Source organism: Halomonas sp. ATBC28 (assembly GCF_005937175.1).
Classification (GTDB): Bacteria; Pseudomonadota; Gammaproteobacteria; order Pseudomonadales; family Halomonadaceae; genus Vreelandella; species Vreelandella titanicae.
The window spans coordinates 102,379-119,494 of sequence record NZ_VCQL01000017.1 but is presented as its reverse complement, the minus strand read 5'-3'; the positions used below and the strand labels follow the sequence as shown (position 1 = coordinate 119,494).

At 55.0% G+C, this 17,116-nt stretch carries 16 protein-coding genes and 4 tRNA genes; 12 read left to right on the top strand and 8 right to left on the bottom strand.

Annotated elements, in window-relative coordinates; all coding sequences use genetic code 11:
• The first annotated feature begins 23 nt into the window (after positions 1–23).
• The 3 genes from pth to E0L35_RS18870 all read left to right on the top strand — a co-directional run bounded on the left by pth (position 24) and on the right by E0L35_RS18870 (position 1,960).
• Positions 24–611 carry an aminoacyl-tRNA hydrolase gene (gene pth / locus E0L35_RS18880; protein ID WP_022522562.1) on the top strand — a complete coding sequence of 196 codons (588 nt, stop codon included), beginning with the start codon at positions 24–26 and terminating at the stop codon, positions 609–611.
• Positions 612–715: 104 nt separating this feature from the next.
• Complete coding sequence (ychF, locus tag E0L35_RS18875) at positions 716–1,807, top strand: redox-regulated ATPase YchF (protein ID WP_022522561.1); 1,092 nt, start codon at positions 716–718, stop codon at positions 1,805–1,807.
• A gap of 76 nt (positions 1,808–1,883) precedes the next feature.
• A tRNA-Met gene (locus tag E0L35_RS18870) sits at positions 1,884–1,960 on the top strand.
• Between the two features lie 90 nt (positions 1,961–2,050).
• On the opposite strand, the gene E0L35_RS18865 is transcribed toward E0L35_RS18870, so the two are convergent.
• Entirely contained in the window at positions 2,051–3,355 is a 1,305-nt protein-coding gene (locus E0L35_RS18865; protein ID WP_027960051.1) for a M18 family aminopeptidase, read from the bottom strand.
• Positions 3,356–3,493: 138 nt separating this feature from the next.
• On the opposite strand from E0L35_RS18865, the gene E0L35_RS18860 reads away from it, so the two are divergent.
• Positions 3,494–5,617 carry a carboxy terminal-processing peptidase gene (locus E0L35_RS18860; protein ID WP_009287564.1) on the top strand — a complete coding sequence of 708 codons (2,124 nt, stop codon included), beginning with the start codon at positions 3,494–3,496 and terminating at the stop codon, positions 5,615–5,617.
• 92 nt (positions 5,618–5,709) lie between these two features.
• Here E0L35_RS18860 and E0L35_RS18855 read toward each other — a convergent pair whose 3' ends face one another.
• The 4 genes from E0L35_RS18855 to E0L35_RS18840 all read right to left on the bottom strand — a co-directional run bounded on the left by E0L35_RS18855 (position 5,710) and on the right by E0L35_RS18840 (position 6,645).
• A complete protein-coding gene (locus E0L35_RS18855) occupies positions 5,710–6,075 on the bottom strand; it encodes a metalloregulator ArsR/SmtB family transcription factor (RefSeq protein ID WP_022522558.1) in 366 nt (121 codons plus the stop codon).
• 163 nt (positions 6,076–6,238) lie between these two features.
• Positions 6,239–6,314, bottom strand: a tRNA-Asn gene (locus tag E0L35_RS18850).
• A gap of 86 nt (positions 6,315–6,400) precedes the next feature.
• Positions 6,401–6,476 (bottom strand) — tRNA-Asn (locus E0L35_RS18845).
• Positions 6,477–6,569: 93 nt separating this feature from the next.
• Positions 6,570–6,645, bottom strand: a tRNA-Asn gene (locus E0L35_RS18840).
• Positions 6,646–6,843: 198 nt separating this feature from the next.
• On the opposite strand from E0L35_RS18840, the gene miaB reads away from it, so the two are divergent.
• From miaB to lnt, 5 genes are all read left to right on the top strand, one after another.
• Positions 6,844–8,187, top strand: a complete 1,344-nt coding sequence (gene miaB / locus E0L35_RS18835) for a tRNA (N6-isopentenyl adenosine(37)-C2)-methylthiotransferase MiaB (protein WP_138801119.1) — start codon at positions 6,844–6,846, stop codon at positions 8,185–8,187.
• A gap of 276 nt (positions 8,188–8,463) precedes the next feature.
• Entirely contained in the window at positions 8,464–9,543 is a 1,080-nt protein-coding gene (locus E0L35_RS18830) for a PhoH family protein (RefSeq protein ID WP_009288233.1), read from the top strand.
• Positions 9,540–10,037, top strand: a complete 498-nt coding sequence (gene ybeY / locus E0L35_RS18825; RefSeq protein ID WP_138801118.1) for an rRNA maturation RNase YbeY — start codon at positions 9,540–9,542, stop codon at positions 10,035–10,037. The genes E0L35_RS18830 and ybeY overlap by 4 nt, the downstream gene beginning before the upstream one ends.
• A 166-nt stretch (positions 10,038–10,203) precedes the next feature.
• Positions 10,204–11,103, top strand: a complete 900-nt coding sequence (locus E0L35_RS18820) for a transporter associated domain-containing protein (RefSeq protein WP_022522556.1) — start codon at positions 10,204–10,206, stop codon at positions 11,101–11,103.
• A 63-nt stretch (positions 11,104–11,166) separates the two neighbouring features.
• Positions 11,167–12,648: an apolipoprotein N-acyltransferase gene (gene lnt / locus E0L35_RS18815; protein WP_138801117.1), complete on the top strand. Its 1,482-nt coding sequence runs from the start codon at positions 11,167–11,169 to the stop codon at positions 12,646–12,648.
• Between the two features lie 125 nt (positions 12,649–12,773).
• On the opposite strand, the gene E0L35_RS18810 is transcribed toward lnt, so the two are convergent.
• Positions 12,774–13,835, bottom strand: coding sequence for an NAD(P)-dependent alcohol dehydrogenase (locus tag E0L35_RS18810; protein WP_138801116.1), 1,062 nt, complete (start codon positions 13,833–13,835; stop codon positions 12,774–12,776).
• 221 nt (positions 13,836–14,056) lie between these two features.
• Here E0L35_RS18810 and E0L35_RS18805 point away from each other — a divergent pair, with 221 nt between their 5' ends.
• Positions 14,057–14,950, top strand: a complete 894-nt coding sequence (locus E0L35_RS18805) for an AraC family transcriptional regulator (protein ID WP_138801115.1) — start codon at positions 14,057–14,059, stop codon at positions 14,948–14,950.
• Between the two features lie 20 nt (positions 14,951–14,970).
• Here the strand turns inward: E0L35_RS18805 and E0L35_RS18800 are convergent, their stop codons facing one another.
• The gene (locus E0L35_RS18800; protein ID WP_022522552.1) at positions 14,971–15,396 is read right to left on the bottom strand and encodes a VOC family protein; all 426 of its coding nucleotides are present in this window, start codon (positions 15,394–15,396) and stop codon (positions 14,971–14,973) included.
• 134 nt (positions 15,397–15,530) lie between these two features.
• Here E0L35_RS18800 and E0L35_RS18795 point away from each other — a divergent pair, with 134 nt between their 5' ends.
• On the top strand, positions 15,531–16,415 hold the full coding sequence (locus E0L35_RS18795) for a LysR family transcriptional regulator (protein ID WP_022522551.1): 885 nt from the start codon (positions 15,531–15,533) through the stop codon (positions 16,413–16,415).
• Between the two features lie 32 nt (positions 16,416–16,447).
• Positions 16,448–16,681, top strand: a complete 234-nt coding sequence (locus E0L35_RS18790) for a DUF3820 family protein (RefSeq protein ID WP_022522550.1) — start codon at positions 16,448–16,450, stop codon at positions 16,679–16,681.
• Here the strand turns inward: E0L35_RS18790 and E0L35_RS18785 are convergent.
• Positions 16,678–17,037, bottom strand: a complete 360-nt coding sequence (locus tag E0L35_RS18785; protein WP_138801114.1) for a hypothetical protein — start codon at positions 17,035–17,037, stop codon at positions 16,678–16,680. The genes E0L35_RS18790 and E0L35_RS18785 overlap by 4 nt on opposite strands.
• Between the last annotated feature and the right edge of the window lie 79 nt (positions 17,038–17,116).

Here is a 17,116-nt window from a genome sequence, read left to right as displayed (position 1 = left end):
AATATTTTGTGCGAGGTGGGAAGATGAGCCAGGTAACAGCCATTATTGGATTAGGCAACCCCGGAGCGGAATATGAAGCCACGCGCCATAACGCCGGTTTCTGGCTGGTAGAGGCTATTGCGCAGAGCGCCCATGCAGAGCTACGACCGGAAAAGAAATTTTTCGGCCACTACGCCAAGGTACGCCTAGGCGACCATGAACTGCACCTGCTCAACCCTGCCACCTTTATGAATCGCAGTGGCGCCGCGGTGGCAGCCTTGTGCCAGTTTTTCAAACTTGCCCCTGAAAACCTACTGGTCGCCCACGACGAGCTCGACCTCCCCCCCGGCCAAGCACGCTACAAAACCGGTGGCGGGCATGGAGGCCACAATGGCCTGCGCGATATTATTAGCGCACTAGGCGGCCAGAAGCAGTTTCACCGGGTACGAATTGGCATTGGCCACCCCGGCGAGGCACGCCAAGTCACTAATTATGTACTGGGGCGTCCCGGCAAGGCCGAACACGAGGCCATTGTTCGCGCCATGGACGAGTGTGTCACCACCCTGCCGCTAGCGCTCGCGGGAGACTGGGCCAAAGCCATGAACCAGCTGCACAGCCTCAAGCCAGCATAGACGCCGCCAAAAGCTGTTCAGTTACGCCGGTAGCTGACGGCTAGCGCATCTCGTAGAATGGCGATTACTTTTACGCCCTACCACCTTATTCTCAGGAACATTTTATGGGTTTCAATTGCGGCATCGTCGGCCTGCCTAACGTCGGCAAGTCCACACTATTCAATGCACTGACCAAGTCAGGCATCGATGCAGAAAACTTCCCCTTCTGTACCATTGAGCCGAACGTGGGTATCGTGCCGATGCCGGATCCGCGCCTTGATAAGCTTGCCGAGATCGTCAAGCCACAAAAAACACTGCCGACCACCATGGAGTTCGTCGACATTGCTGGCTTGGTCGCCGGGGCCTCCAAAGGTGAGGGCTTAGGCAACAAGTTTCTGGCTAACATTCGTGAAACCCAGGCAATTGCCCATGTGGTGCGCTGCTTCGACAACGACAACGTTATCCACGTAGCCAACCAGGTCGACCCGCGCGCCGATATCGAAACGATCAATTTAGAGCTGGCGCTGGCCGACCTGGATACTGTCGAAAAAGCCAGCCAGCGTCTGGTTCGTTCGGTGAAAGGCGGTGATAAAGAGGCCATTGCCACTAAGACGATTCTTGATCGTATTCAGCCCCACGTTGCGGAAGGCTTACCGCTACGCAGCTTTGGATTAAGCGAGGAAGAGCAGCGCCAGGTGAAGAGCTTCGGCTTTTTGACTCTGAAGCCAACTATGTACATCGCTAACGTCAATGAAGATGGTTTTGAGAACAATCCTTACCTGGATATTGTTAACGAAATCGCCGCTGAAGAAGGCGCGCTTGTGGTGCCTGTTTGCAATCAGCTGGAAGCCGAAATTGCCGAGCTGGATGATGAAGAGCGCTCGATGTTCTTAAGTGAGATGGGCATGGATGAACCAGGCCTTGATCGTGTCATTCGCGCGGGCTACTCACTGCTGGGTCTGCAAACCTACTTCACTGCCGGTGTTAAAGAAGTGCGCGCCTGGACAGTGAAAGAAGGTGCCACAGCCCCAGAAGCCGCTGGCGTGATTCACACCGACTTCCAAAAAGGCTTTATCCGTGCTGAAGTGGTTGCCTATGAGGACTTCGTATCGCTAGGCGGTGAGCAGGCAGCCAAAGACGCCGGGAAATGGCGCCTGGAAGGCAAAGAGTACATTGTCAAAGATGGCGATGTGGTGCACTTCCGCTTTAATGTGTAAGCGGCAACACCCATACGACCAGCAATAAAACATTGACTTAAGGCGGGGTTATCAGTATCATTCGCCCCCGTTGAAAGGCTACGTAGCTCAGCTGGTTAGAGCACATCACTCATAATGATGGGGTCCCCTGTTCAAATCAGGGCGTAGCCACCAAGCATATTAAAAGCCCGCTAATTTTATTTAGCGGGCTTTTTTGTGTTGCAAAGCTGTTATTGCTAAGCAAAATTCAGCTATTTGCTTGGACTAGCTTAACGCAGGACGGTTTAGAAATAGCGTTAGGGCGCGGGTTAGATACTCGACATCTTTAGTACCCGCGGTTTCCCGAATCGAATGCATCGCCCATTGAGGCACCCCCACATCAATAGTGGGCACACCCAGCTCGGTGGCGGTAATCGGGCCAATCGTACTGCCACAGCCCATATCCGCCCGGGTAACAAACGACTGCACGGGTACGTCAGCCTCACGACAGACATCGCGAAACAGCGCACCAGTGACACTATTGGTGGCGTAACGCTGGCTGGAGTTCACCTTGATGACCGGGCCACCATTAATCGCTGGACCATGGCGCTCATCGTGCTTGTCGCGAAAGTTAGGATGCAGTGCGTGGGCATTATCGCAAGAAATCATCAGCGACGACTGAATCAGTTGAATCAGCGACTCGTCGTCTCCCTTGCCCACCTGGCCATTAATGCGCTTTAGCACATCCGCCAAGAATGGGCCTTGGGCACCACAGGCACTGGCACTGCCGACTTCCTCGTGATCGTTGGCCACCAACAAAGCGCCTTGACTGCCATCGCAAGCCAAGAGTGCCTCTAAACCGATGAAGCAGGAGAGCAAGTTATCCAACCGGGCGCTGGCCACCAGTTCTTGCTTAACACCGACCAGGGACGGTGGCTGAACATCGTAAAAGCCTAATTCAAAGTCCACTACTTCCACTGCACGCAGGCCGTGCTGCTCTTCTAACCACTGCGCCACTAGCTCGCCTAGCGTAGCCGTATCGCTCTGCATCAATACTGGCGCCATTTGCGTCTGCGGGTTAATCGGCCGTCCTGCGTTGACATCACGATCCAGGTGAATCGCCAGGCTCGGCACCATGGCAATTGCCTGATCGACATTAAGCAATACGCTTTCCAAGCGACCATCGGCATGGCGCACATGCACACGCCCTGCCAGCCCCAGGTCACGGTCAAACCACGGCGCCAACAAAACACCGCCATACACCTGCACTCCCAACTGTAGCCAGCCTGCAGAGCACTGCGTGGCGTTAGGCTTTAGATGCAGCCCAGGGCTATCGGTGTGGGCACCGATCATACGCAACGCCGTCACTTCAGACTCAGGCAACTGAAAAGCAATAATCGCCGAATCATTACGGGTGACATAGTAGCGCTTGCCCGGGGTTAGCTGCCAATTGGCCTTCTCTTCCAGCCGCTGAAAACCAGCTTGCTCCAATCGCTCAGCCATATTGCCTGCAGCGTGCCACGGGGTCGGTGATTGGCGCAGAAAATCGCATAACCGCGTTAAACGATCAGCGTTGAAAGTCTCGGACATGGAAATCCTCATAACAGTAATGATTGAGTCTCATCGCGCAGGCGACCTGCTACAATACCCCTTCGACCTACGCAACTCATGGGTCATATGCGAGTCTAGGGAAGAATGAGTGTACACAAATCCGGGAGAGCTTGACTGATGAGCTTGTTTGCAACGCTTTCGCGTTCGGTCGCCCTGGCTGTCATGCTGGTTGTTACCAGCCCAGCCGCCTTGGCGCAACTTGAGCCGACCGACGAACAACGCCAGGCGGCAGTGGAAATTGCGGACTCGCTCCGCTACGGCCATTATGCTGATATTACATTTGATGAAGCGTGGTCGCAGGATGCTTTCCAACGCTATTTGGATATTCTGGACGGCCAGCGCGCCTACCTGCTGCGCAGTGATATCGAGCCCTATCGTCACTTAGAGACGGGCATGGCAGACGCTCTTTTCAATGGTGAGTTGGATGATGCGTTTGATCTCTATAACACCTTTAGTGATCGGCAACGGTCGCGCCTTGAGTCTTTGTTGGCAAAGCTGGACGAAGGCCTTGATTTCGATTTTGAAAGCAACGAGCGTTTAGAAATTGACCGTGAAGAGGCGCCCTGGGCATCCCGGCAAAGCGAGCTTGACGAGCTATGGCGCAAGCGGCTTAAAAATGACGCTTTAACACTCGCCCTGACCGATCAGGATAGCGAACAGATTGAAGACAACCTGCGCCAGCGCTATGAAGGCCAACTAACACGGCTGGAGCAAACCGAGTCAGAAGATGTATTTGGCGTACTGATGGCAGCCGTTACTAGCAGTATCGACCCACATACTGGCTACCTATCCCCCCGCCAGGGTGAATCTTTCGATATTCAGATGAGCCTCTCCCTTGAGGGCATTGGCGCCCTACTTCAGTCGGACGGTGAATATGTCAAAGTTTCCAGCCTTGTGCCCGGCGGCCCAGCGGAGCGCGCCGGTGTACTTGAGCCAGCGGATCGCATCATCGCCGTAGGCCAGGAAGAGGGTGAGATGGTCAATGTGGTCGGCATGCGCCTGGACAACGTGGTGGATCTGATTCGCGGCCCCAAAGGCTCCGTTGTTCGTTTGGACGTGGTGCCTGCCCAAGCGGTGGATATGACCCGCTCGCAAACCGTTGAGATTACCCGTGACACCGTTAGCCTTGAAGACCAAGCCGCCCATGGCGAAGTGATTGAAGTCGAGCGTGATGGAGAACCTCACCGCTTAGGGGTGATTAACATCCCGACGTTCTACGTCGATTTTGACGCCTGGCAAGCGGGTGAAGAGGAGTATCGCAGCACTACTCGCGATGTTGCCAAAGAAGTCGAACGCCTTAAAGAAGAGGGCGTGGAAGGTATCGTGCTTGACCTACGCAACAACGGCGGCGGTGCGCTCCAGGAAGCCAACTCGCTTATTGGCCTGTTTATCGACCGCGGCCCCACCGTACAAGTGCGCGATGCCCAGGGGCGCATTCAACTGTATGGCGACAGCGAAGCAGGGACACTTTATGACGGCCCGCTAGGGGTGCTGGTGAATCGCCTCTCCGCCTCTGCCTCGGAAATCTTTGCCGGTGCGATTCAGGATTATGGTCGCGGCTTAGTACTGGGCACGCCGACGTTTGGCAAAGGCACCGTGCAGACGCTCAACGAGCTGAGCCATGGTCAGATCAAGCTGACTCGCGCCAAGTTCTACCGCATTTCCGGCGACAGCACCCAGAATCGCGGCGTTGAGCCGGATATCGACTTCCCCAGTCTGATTGATCCCGAGCGTATTGGTGAAAGCAGTTTGGATAATGCCTTGGCCTGGGACACCGTTCAGAATGTCCAGTATCGCCGCTATGGCGAACCTGAAACCATGCTAGACAAGCTGATAGCCCAGCACGACGCACGCGCTGAGGACAACGCCAACTTCCGCTATTTAGAGCGCCAGTCCACGCTGGCCCGCCAGTTACGCGAGCAGCACACCAGCGTGAGCTTAAATCGTGAGCAGCGTCAGCGTGAAATGGAAGCCCAGGAAGCCGAACAGCTTTCGCTGGAAAACCAACGCCGTCGTGCACTGGGCCTGGAAGAGCTGGATGAGTGGATGGATGCTCGTACGGATGCCACCGAAAGCGTCACAGAAGGAATTGAGGACGCAGAGGCAACCCAAGACAGTGAAGGGGAAAGCGACGAAGATGACGCACTGGCTGTTGATCGCGCCTATGTGCTCGAATCGGCTGAAATCCTGCTCGACTACGCCCGCCTGCAAGACACTCAGCGGTTAGCCGCAAAGCGCTAAGTACGCCGAGTTAAAATAAGCTAGTTAAAAAAACGCCGCCCCTTCGCAAGGGGCGGCGTTTTGGTTTTAACGTTTTGGCTTTAACCCTGGTTTCAACAGAGCGCCGCCAGGCGGGCTGGCCGGTCACCCATTTTGGTTAAGCGCCGAGTCAGCGCAGCTAACTGGGCGGCACTGCCCTGGCCACCCGCGCGAATCACCTCATGAGCCCAGGCAGGCAACTGGGGGGCAAGCCGGTAATAGACCCACTGCCCCTCACGCTGATCACTCAGCAACCCACACTGACGCAGCTGAGCCAAATGACGCGATACTTTAGGCTGGGACTCCTGCAGCGCATAAGTCATTTCGCACACGCAAAGCTCCTGCTCTTGAGCCACCAGCAGTACCAGCATCAAACGCGTCTCATCGCTTAAACATTTAAACACCTGCAAGGCTTGCGGTGTATTCACTTTGCCCACCATAAACTTCCCAGACTGATTGACTATGTGTAGTTTACGCCACAAGAACCGTTAGCAGTAAGCACCGCGCGAATGCGCGGCATTCAGGCACAGAAAAACACCCAGATGCCATTAAGCAGCGGGTATTAAAGAAACAGTGAGACTTAGACTAACAGGGGGGATTAAATGGCTCCTCGAGCAGGACTCGAACCTGCGACCCAATGATTAACAGTCATTTGCTCTACCAACTGAGCTATCGAGGAACAGTGCACTACCTGAAACAGCTTACCGACTAAGACGGTATACCGTAAAAAAGGCAGTTAATACAGATATTGACAGCGGAACAGCTTGGCTCCTCGAGCAGGACTCGAACCTGCGACCCAATGATTAACAGTCATTTGCTCTACCAACTGAGCTATCGAGGAACAGCTTAAGCTATCTTTTCATAAGCGCTGTCTTTTCAAACGCTATCGTGTTTAAAGCGAAACCAAAATTGCTAATAACTTCCAGCAAGTGATTGGCTCCTCGAGCAGGACTCGAACCTGCGACCCAATGATTAACAGTCATTTGCTCTACCAACTGAGCTATCGAGGAACTGCTCAAACACGGTGCGTAGTATACCCATAGAATCGTGAGGGTCAAGTATCGATTATGGATGAACGCTAGCCGCTGGTTTCTTGTATCCGTATAATGCGCCAACTAACGACAGCGGTTCGGGCACTATCACTGCCGACCGCACGACAACACTCCATTCATCCTCGTCCCCCGACGACTCATAGATGACAGGTACCGATGGCGAAGAAGCTCTTCATCAAAACGCACGGCTGCCAAATGAACGAGTACGACTCCTCCCGCATGGCGGATCTACTCGGCGAATCTCACCAGCTCGAACTCACTGATAATGAGCGTGAAGCCGATGTCATTCTGTTAAACACCTGCTCGATTCGCGAAAAAGCGCAGGAAAAAGTTTTTCATCAGCTGGGACGCTGGAAAAAACTTAAAGACGCCAATCCCAACCTGGTGATTGGCGTGGGCGGCTGCGTGGCAAGCCAGGAAGGCGAAGCCATTCGCAAGCGCGCGCCTCACGTGGACATGGTGTTCGGGCCGCAAACCCTGCACCGCGTACCCTCAATGCTGGATGCCCGTGGCAATAATCAGATTGCGGCGGTAGATGTCACCTTTCCAGAGATCGAAAAATTCGACCACCTGCCCAAGCCCTCTTCCGATGGCGCAACGGCGTTTGTGTCGATCATGGAAGGTTGCTCAAAGTACTGCACCTTCTGCGTGGTGCCCTACACCCGCGGTGAAGAAGTCTCGCGCCCCTTTGAGGCGGTGATGGATGAAGTCATTCACCTTTCCGACCAGGGCGTGCGCGAGATCAACCTGTTGGGCCAGAACGTCAATGCCTACCGCGGTGAAAACCAGCTTGGCGATGAAATCGACCTGGCCGAACTGATTGCCTGTGTTGCGGCGGTAGAGGGCATTGACCGCATCCGCTTTACCACCTCACACCCGGTGGAGTTTACCGACAGCCTAGTTGACGCCTTTGCCGATATCCCTGAGCTGGTGAGCCACCTTCACCTGCCGGTACAGTCGGGTTCAGACCGTATTCTTACTGCCATGAAGCGCGGGCATACGGCGGCCGAATACATTGAAAAGATGGAGCGCATCCGCGCCAACCGCCCGGACATCAGCTTCTCTTCTGACTTCATCATCGGCTTCCCCGGCGAAACAGAAGAAGATTTTGAAGCGACGATGAATTTAATTCATCAAATCGGCTTCGATCATTCGTTCAGCTTCGTTTACTCCGCACGCCCCGGCACACCTGCTTCTGGCCTGCCGGATGAAACACCGGAGAGTGTCAAAAAGCAGCGCCTGGCGATTTTACAAGAGCGGATTATCCAGCAAACCGCGCAAATTAGCCGCCTCATGGTTGGCAGCACACAGCGTGTACTGGTTAACGGCTTTTCGCCGCGTGACCCCGGCCAGCTCTCAGGGCGTACCGAGAATAACCGGGTGGTTAACTTCCGCGCTGCCAACCCCACCGAACTAATCGGCTACTTTGTCGATGTAGAGATCACCGAAGCATTTCCCAATTCGCTACGCGGTGAGCTTGCCTCACCTGAGCGCTATTGATTGTTTAACGCATTTATAAATGCCCGATAACGAGTGCGAGAACAGGTTGTCTTTTGCCAGGGCCGGAAAGGGTTCCCAACAATTCCGGCATTTCCGCCATCCATGGCGGTCAGATGGCAAAAGTAGCGCCCAAGGAAGGGTTCACAGCGCCCTCGCGGAAACCTGCTCTCGGCACCGTACTGTATAAAGTACCTTTCAGTTAGCATAGATCATTGCCCCGCTTCTGGTGGGGCAGTAAGCTGAACGATACACACACTAACGAGGGGTTCCCCACTCTTGAGCCAGCCAACACCTCAGGCCAATCGCATCATCACCTTAAGCCTTGAACCCAATGATCCGCAGCGCCTTGCTAGCCTTTGCGGCCAGCAGGACGAGCATTTGAAGCTGATTGAAAGCCGCCTAGATGTGACGCTGCGCAACCGGGGCAATGTGTTCCAACTGGCGGGCCCAGCCAACCGCATCAAAGCAGCGGCGAACGTGTTGGAACACCTCTATCGCGAAACAGCGGCGAGCGAGCTTGAGGCCGACACTGTGCACCTGTTCCTGCAAGAGTCTGGGCTTGAAGCGCTAGAAGAGGAAGCTGACGGCGTCGGCAGCAGCGATGAAGTGATCATGCGCACCCCACGCACCATGATCAAACCGCGCGGGCTCAACCAGCAGCGCTACGTATCAAGTATCCGTGAACACGACATCAATTTCGGCATTGGCCCTGCGGGTACCGGTAAAACCTACCTCGCTGTTGCCGCCGCGGTTGAGGCACTCAACCAACAGGAAGTACGCCGCATCCTGCTCGTGCGCCCGGCGGTGGAAGCGGGTGAAAAACTTGGCTTCTTGCCCGGCGACCTGGCCCAGAAAATCGATCCCTACCTGCGACCCCTTTACGATGCCCTGTATGAAATGATTGGCTTCGAGCAGGTGGCAAAACTGATTGAGCGTCAGGTGATTGAGATTGCCCCGCTGGCCTATATGCGTGGCCGCACACTCAATAACTCCTACATCATTCTGGATGAGAGCCAGAACACCACCCCGGAGCAGATGAAAATGTTCCTGACCCGGATTGGCTTTGGCTCCACCGCCGTGATTACCGGCGACGTGACCCAGGTCGATCTCCCCAAAGGCCAGCGTTCAGGGCTGATTCAGGTGCTCGACGTGTTGAAAGACACTCAAGGCATCGGCGTCACCCACTTTGCCGCCAAGGATGTGGTACGCCACCCGCTGGTACAGCGCATTATCGAAGCCTACGATATGTTCGAATCCCAGCAGGAAGTGGAAGAGCGTGCCCGCCGCGAGGCACGCCAGCAAGAGCGTGACGCACGTATGCAGGCACGCGAAGACGCATGGGATAGTTCGCGATGAGCGAGGCCATTGAAGTCATCGTTGATCGTCAGGCGGCGATTGACGAACCACTGCTACCCAGCCTGTCACAGCTCACCCATTGGGTGGGCTGTGTGTTTGCCCACCACCCTGACGATCAGCGTCTTGAAGTGACTATTCGCTTTGTGGATGAGCTTGAAAGCCAAACGCTCAACCGTGATTACCGCGGCAAAGACAAAACCACCAACGTGCTGTCATTCCCTTTTGAGAGCCCGCCGGGTGTGGATTTACCGTTACTCGGCGACCTGGTGATTTGCCATACCGTGGTGGCCAAAGAAGCCAACGAGCAAAACAAGTCGATCGAGCACCACTACGCCCATATGGTCGTGCATGGCATCTTGCATTTAATGGGCTACGATCATATTGATGATCACGAGGCCGAGGAAATGGAGCAGTTTGAGCGCGAGCTGTTAGCCGAGCTAAGCATTCCTGATCCGTATGCTGACAGCCCCCCGCTCAATAGCGAACACGCTTAGCCCCTTACCTCTTTATTATTTAGCGGTGAGTGCGTTAAATCACGTAACAACTAATCTGGTACTATCCCCCGTTTCAGTGATAAAACAGCTACCTGACGACATGGTTTATATAACGATGTCGTCAACGAGATAGCAACTGTCTGCCCGCAAACGAGAGAATTGACGCATGAGCGAAGACCGATCGAGCAACCCCAATCAAAAATCCTGGCTCGAGAAACTCTTTGGCGCCCTTTCCGGAGACAATGACGAACCCAGCTCACGCGATGAGTTGATGACGTTCTTACGCCATACCGCAGGGAAATTAAAGCTGGATCAAGACGCCATTATGATCATCGAAGGCGCTCTTGAGATCAGCGATCAGCAGGTTCGTGAGGTGTTGATCCCCCGTTCCCAGGTCTCAGCCATTGCGCTGGATCAAACCAGCGACGGCTACCTACCGCTGATTCAGGAAACCGGCCACTCCCGCTACCCGGTGATTGGTGAAAACCTGGATGATGTAAAGGGCATCCTGCTGGTAAAAGATTTACTTCCCCTGCTCTCCCAGACACAGGCCCAGCGTGATGCGTTCAAGTTAGACGACATTTTGCGCCCGGCGATGTTTATCCCTGAATCAAAACGGCTAAACAGCCTACTCAAAGAGTTTCGGGATACCCACAATCACATGGCAGTGGTGGTGGATGAATACGGCGGCACCGCGGGCATTATCACCATCGAAGATATTCTTGAGCAGATCGTTGGCGACATCGAAGATGAGCACGATACCGATGAAGAGGACGATATCCGCGAAATAGAGAATGGCCGCTACGCCATTCGCGCGCTGACCCCCATCGAAGATTTCAACGAACGCTTTGACACCGAGTTCTCTGACGATGAGTTCGATACCGTTGGCGGCCTGGTGATGCAGCAGTTTGGCCATCTACCGCGGCGCGGCGAACACACCATTCTGGGCGGTTGGCGGTTTGTGATTCTTAATGCCGACACCCGACGCATCCGTCTACTCGAAGCCTATCGCGACACCCGCCGCGATGACGAAGAGGATGATGACCAGGAGAACAAGCCAGCCTAGGCGCTTGTTGTCACACTATTTTCTATCCACTCCCTCGCACTTTACCGTAGATAGGTTATCGCTATGGGTTTACCCCCCGCGTTTTTGTTACAGCTGCTTGCCGCCCTGGTGGCGGGCGGTTTCACCACCCTAACGGCTTCTCCTTTTGAGCTTTGGTGGCTGGGCCCGGTGGCCATTGGCTTACTCTATGTGGGCCTGCACACTTTAACCCCCGCCCAGGCGGCCCTGAAGGGCTGGTTATACGGTGTGGCACTGTTCGCCAGCGGCACCTCCTGGGTGTACGTCTCTATCCACGACTATGGCTATACCGGTGTACCGCTAGCCGTTTTCCTAACCGCGCTGTTCGTGACGATTCTGGCGTTGTTTTTTGCCGGCACTTTCTGGCTTTACCGGCGCTTCACCTCCGCCCGGCTTGCGTTTATCAGCTTTGCTGGCGCCTGGGTACTGGGCGAAGTGCTACGCACCTACCTGTTTACCGGCTTTCCCTGGCTGTTGCTGGGCTCTGGCTACGTCGACTCGCCGCTGGCTGCCTGGGCACCCGTTGGCGGCGTCTACCTGCTCTCGCTGCTGGTCGCACTTAGCGGTGCGCTTGGCGCTGAACTACTGCTGCGCCGTCAGTGGTGGACACTTGCGCCACTGGCGGCTATTTGGTTAATTCCCTTGGCACTCCCCCATCAGTGGACCACGCCTGTGGACGAGCCCACGCGCGTGGCACTGCTACAGGGCAACCTGCCGCAGTTGCTGAAGTGGACGCCCGAAGGGCAGCGCACGGCGGCGAATACCTATAGCAACCTCACCCGCGAAGTCGCCGATGAGGTTGACCTGATCATCTGGCCAGAAACCGCCCTGCCAATGATGGAGACCCAGGCTCGCCCGGTGCTGGAGCGGGTGCAAGCGAACCTACCGCCCGACGTCGCTCTGCTCACCGGCATCGTTCAGCGCGACGAGCAGGAGCGTTACTTCAATAGCGTGATTGGCGTCGGCGACGTAGAGGGCAGCTACCAGAAAGAACACCTGGTGCCTTTTGGTGAGTACCTGCCGCTGGAGAGTGTACTCCGCGGGGCGATTGATTTTTTTGACCTGCCCATGTCGACCTTTACCAAAGGTGAGCATGAGCAAACACCGATGCAGGCCGCCGGGATTCATATTGGTAACGCCATTTGCTATGAGATCATCTACCCACAGCTAGTCGCCCGCCGAGCCCAAGACAGCGGTGTCATCATGACGGTGTCTAACGACACCTGGTTTGGCGCCTCAATTGGCCCCCACCAGCATCTGCAGATGGCACGCCTACGCGCGCTAGAGAATGGACGCTATGTGGTTCGCGCCACCAGCAATGGCATTACCGCTATTATTGATTCCAGTGGACGCATTGTTGAACGCGCGCCGCAGTTTGAGACAACCACGCTCACCGGTGAGTTTTACGCCATGGAGGGTCTAACGCCTTTCACCCGCTTGGGTAGCTGGCCAGCTTGGCTGTTAGCAGGCTTGATGCTCTTGCCCGGCGTGGTGGCAGCAAGAGTCACACGCCAACCACGAAGTTGAAACGCCTCAGGCGCTAAAGTGGCTAGCTAGAAAAACGGCCCGAGTCCTCTGCAGGACTCGGGCCGTTTTGTTTTGCTCCAGCTACCTACCTGAGTGGATAGATAGGCAGCTAGACAATCCGTTATTTAGGCTGCACTGTTTTTTAGCGTGGCCATATCAATCACGAAACGATAGCGCACATCGCCTTTTTCCATGCGCTCAAAACCTTCGTTAATGTTATTGATATCGAGCATCTCGATATCACAGGTAATGCCCTGATCGGCGCACAGCTTGAGCAGCTCTTCAGTCTCCGCAATGCCACCAATTAGTGAACCGGCAACCACACGACGCTTAAAGACCAAATTGAACGCTTCAATAGCAGGCTCAATGGGCTCTAACAAGCCGACAATGATATGGGTACCGTCATACTTCAACGACGTTAGGTAGGGGTTTAGATCGTGTTGGACAGGTACGGTGTCGAGCATGAAGTCGAAGGTTTCAGCCACCGCATCCATTTGTGCCTGGTCGCTGGAAACCACCACGTGGTCTGCACCGTTACGCTTGGCTTCTTCAACCTTGGCGTCGGAACGGGTGAACACCGTGACTTCAGCGCCCAACGCTTTGGCCAATTTAACGCCCATGTGGCCTAAGCCACCCATACCGATCACACCGACTTTATGGCCTTTGCCCACGCCGTGATGCTTGAGCGGTGAGTAAGTCGTTACACCGGCGCATAGAATCGGCGCCGCTGAGGCCAGATCAATACCATCAGGCATCTGTAGCACAAAGTGCTCGCTCACCACGATGGAATCGGAGTAGCCACCCTGGGTTAGGGTGCCATCCTGACGATCTTCGCTGCCGTAGGTCATGGTGAAGCCTTCCAGGCAGTACTGCTCTACGCCATCTTTACAGGCAGCACAGGTACGGCATGAATCGACCATGCAACCGACACCCACCAGGTCACCGGCTTTAAAACGCGATACTTTATCGCCCACAGAGGTCACGCGTCCGACAATTTCATGGCCAGGTACGACGGGATACTGGCTCATGCCCCAGTCATTGCGAGCAAAATGCAGATCGCTGTGGCAGACACCACAGTAGAGAATTTCGATGGCTACGTCATCGGGGCGCGGCTGACGACGATCAAAAGTAAACGGTGCTAAGGGCTTATCGTTGGCAAATGCGGCGTAGGATAATGCTTGGCTCATCGGTGAAACTCCTTATCAGCAAAAGACTGCCGTATAAATCAGCAGACATTTCCCTCGCATGCGAGGCATGCCAATAGTATTGGCCTATTCAGTGGTGATAGCGATGAACGAAGCTACGTCATTTTTGCCAAATACTCCGACAAAACGTAATAAAATAACAAAAAATAGCCATAAATCGTTATGATTATACAAAAACCACCAGAAACCCGAGAGAAACCCTCATGACCTCCACCGCTCAGGCTGGCAATGCGCTGGCTGCCGTTATCGCGCCACTGGTTAAAAGCGACGGAATCAATAACACGCAGCTACCCGGCGTGTCGTTACTCTGTTTAAGCCGCCATCAGGTACGTACGCCACTGCTCTATGAGCCGAGCCTGACCATCATTGCCCAAGGGCGCAAAATGGGTTATCTGGGTGATCGCGAAATCCACTACGACCCCGGCCACTACTTAGTGCAAACGCTACCACTGCCCTTTGAGTGCGAAACTCACGGCTCACCGGAAGCCCCGTTACTGGGTATATCGGTACGCCTGGATCCGGCGCTGTTAAGCGAGATGGTGACGGCCATGGGCGATGCCGGTCATAACGCATTGGCTCCGCTGCCGATGGCCTCGGTGGCCATGACAGAGGGCATGCAGGAGGCCGTATTGCGCTTGGCCAACGCGCTACATGCTGACATTGAGCGCAACACAATGGGCAACGCTCGCATTCGCGATGTGGTGTTTGAAGCGCTGAAGGGAGAACAGGGTCCCGCTTTACGGGCGCTCGTACTGGGGCATGGTAACTATTCACGCATTGTGCAGGTGCTGTCTAAGCTCCACACCCATTTTGCCGACGACTTTAGCGTGGAGCAGTTGGCGGCACAGGCCCATATGAGCCCCTCGACTTTTCACCAGCACTTTAAGCAAATTACCCGCTCATCACCGGCTCAGTACTTAAAGCGGTTGCGCCTAATCAAAGCGCAGCAGTTGCTGCTGCAGGATAATCACAACGTCAATCAGGCCGCTGCGGCGGTGGGTTACCGCAGCGTGCCTCAGTTTAGCCGTGACTATAAGCGCTACTTTGGCGAGCCCCCGCTTCAGCATCGCCGCCAGGAGCAAGCGTTACGCGCTTAAAACGAGATTTAATGCAGGGCTTATTTAGCAAACACCTGACTCATATCTTTAAACGCCTTGAACTCCAGGGCATTTCCGCAGGGGTCGAGCAGAAACATGGTGGCCTGCTCACCTACTTCGCCTTTAAAGCGAATATACGGCTCGATCACAAACTGCGTATCGCGCGATTTCAAGCGCTCGGCCAGGGCTTCCCACTCGTCCCACGCTAATATGACGCCAAAGTGCGGCACCGGGACGTTGTGCCCATCTACCGGATTAGTGTGGGCGCTCTCTTGCCCCGGCGTTTTGGGCTGCTCATGAATGACCAGTTGGTGGCCAAAGAAATTAAAGTCGACCCACTGCTCGCTGGAACGCCCCTCTTCCAGGCCAAACACATCATTATAAAACGCCCGCGCCAGCGCCACATCGTAAACGGGAATCGCCAGATGGAAGGGTGAAAGGCTCATGGTCATTCTCCACATTATTGGGTTTTATGAGGGTTAGCGGGCACTTTATGCAGCCCCGCTGTATTAATCCTAGGGCCGCTCATGGGAAAATAAAATCAATAACTATTTAGCTGATTCACAAAAAGGATTGATCAATGATCCGTGAGCTAAAAACGCTGATTGCGGTAGCACAGGAAGGCACCTTTGCCGCAGCGGGCAATAAAATTGGCCTGACTCAAGCGGCGGTAAGCGCACAAATGAAACGCCTCGAGGAAGAGTTGGGTATCCCACTGTTTGAGCGTAAAGGGCGTGCCGCCATCTTGACGCAGCGTGGGCAGGAAACGTTAAAGCAAGCTCATGCACTGCTCACCCTCTACAGCGCGCTGGGTGCGACGACTGCAGGCCAAGCCACCACTCAACGGGTCAACATTGGGGCCATCGCGTCCATACAGCGTTCGCTACTGCCCGATGCGCTGGCGCGCTTTCATCACGCCTATAGCGAATGCCGCACCCGCGTGGTGCCTGGGCTCTCCATGGAGCTGGTGAATCAAGTCGACGCTGGGGAGCTGGATATGGCGGTGATTATTCGCCCGCCCTTTTCACTGCACAGCGATTTACGCTGGACGCCCCTTGCCCACGAGCCATTTCGTTTAATCGTGCCGCGCCATATTGAGGGCGATCACTGGCAGGAGCTGATCGCCCACCAGCCGTTTGTCCGCTACGACCGTGCTTCCTTTGGGGGACGGCAGGTCGAACGCTTTCTGCGTGACAATCACTGCAATGTACGTGAAGTATGCGAAGTGGATGAACTAGAGGCCATCGTTAAACTGGTCGCCAAAGGGGTAGGCGTTGCTCTGGTGCCCCAAGCGATTGCGCAGCAACCCTGGCCAGCGAAAGTGCGTGCGATTGATTTAGGCGAACGCACCTTTCACCGCGACATAGGGCTGATACATCCCAGTAGCGGCCATTTGAGCGAACCCGCCCGGGCGCTGGCCCAATTGATTGGCGAAATCGCTCAGCGGCCTGATAATGGCGCCTAAAATGTTTCGTTCAATATCAAAGGAGTAACTGCATGAAACCAGAGGATCTGGAAAAGCTAGTGACGCGTACCATGCCCTTTGGCAAGTACGAGGGTCGGCTTATCGCTGACCTTCCCGGCCCTTATTTAAACTGGTTCGCTCGGGAGGGGTTTCCCTCCGGGGAAATTGGCCAACTGCTGCATCTGATGCACGAAATTGATCATAATGGGCTTGGCCCGTTGCTTGACCCACTGCGAAAAACGCCTAGCCAGCGTGGCGAAACTTAAGGCTGAGCGTTTTTATCTGCGTTCTCACGCTCGTCAAGAGCACTCTGAAACTCAGCGCGGTAAGCGGCCTCGTGCTGTGCGGTATCCGCAGGAAAGCGGCCTAAGGTGACGGCTAGTTCAAAAAAGCCAGCCGCAGGTAAATCGCCGCCTCGCCGGCTGACCACCAGTGCTGCGATGAAAGGCTTCTGCTGTGCGGCGTCTTCGCGCATTAACTGCTCTAACGCCTGAGTGACTTGAGCGATAGTCCGCGGCGGTGTTAGCGCTAGCGCGCTAGCCACCTGCTGATATGTCATTGGCAGGGCGTCACGCGGTGCGCTAAGCAGTAGCTGGCGAAGAGCGGCTACGTTATCGGTCATATATATCCTATCGTCAGGTTTTAACACGTTCACATTGCCCATTGACCCAGTGTTTGTGCTAAGAAATAGTTGTGCTAAG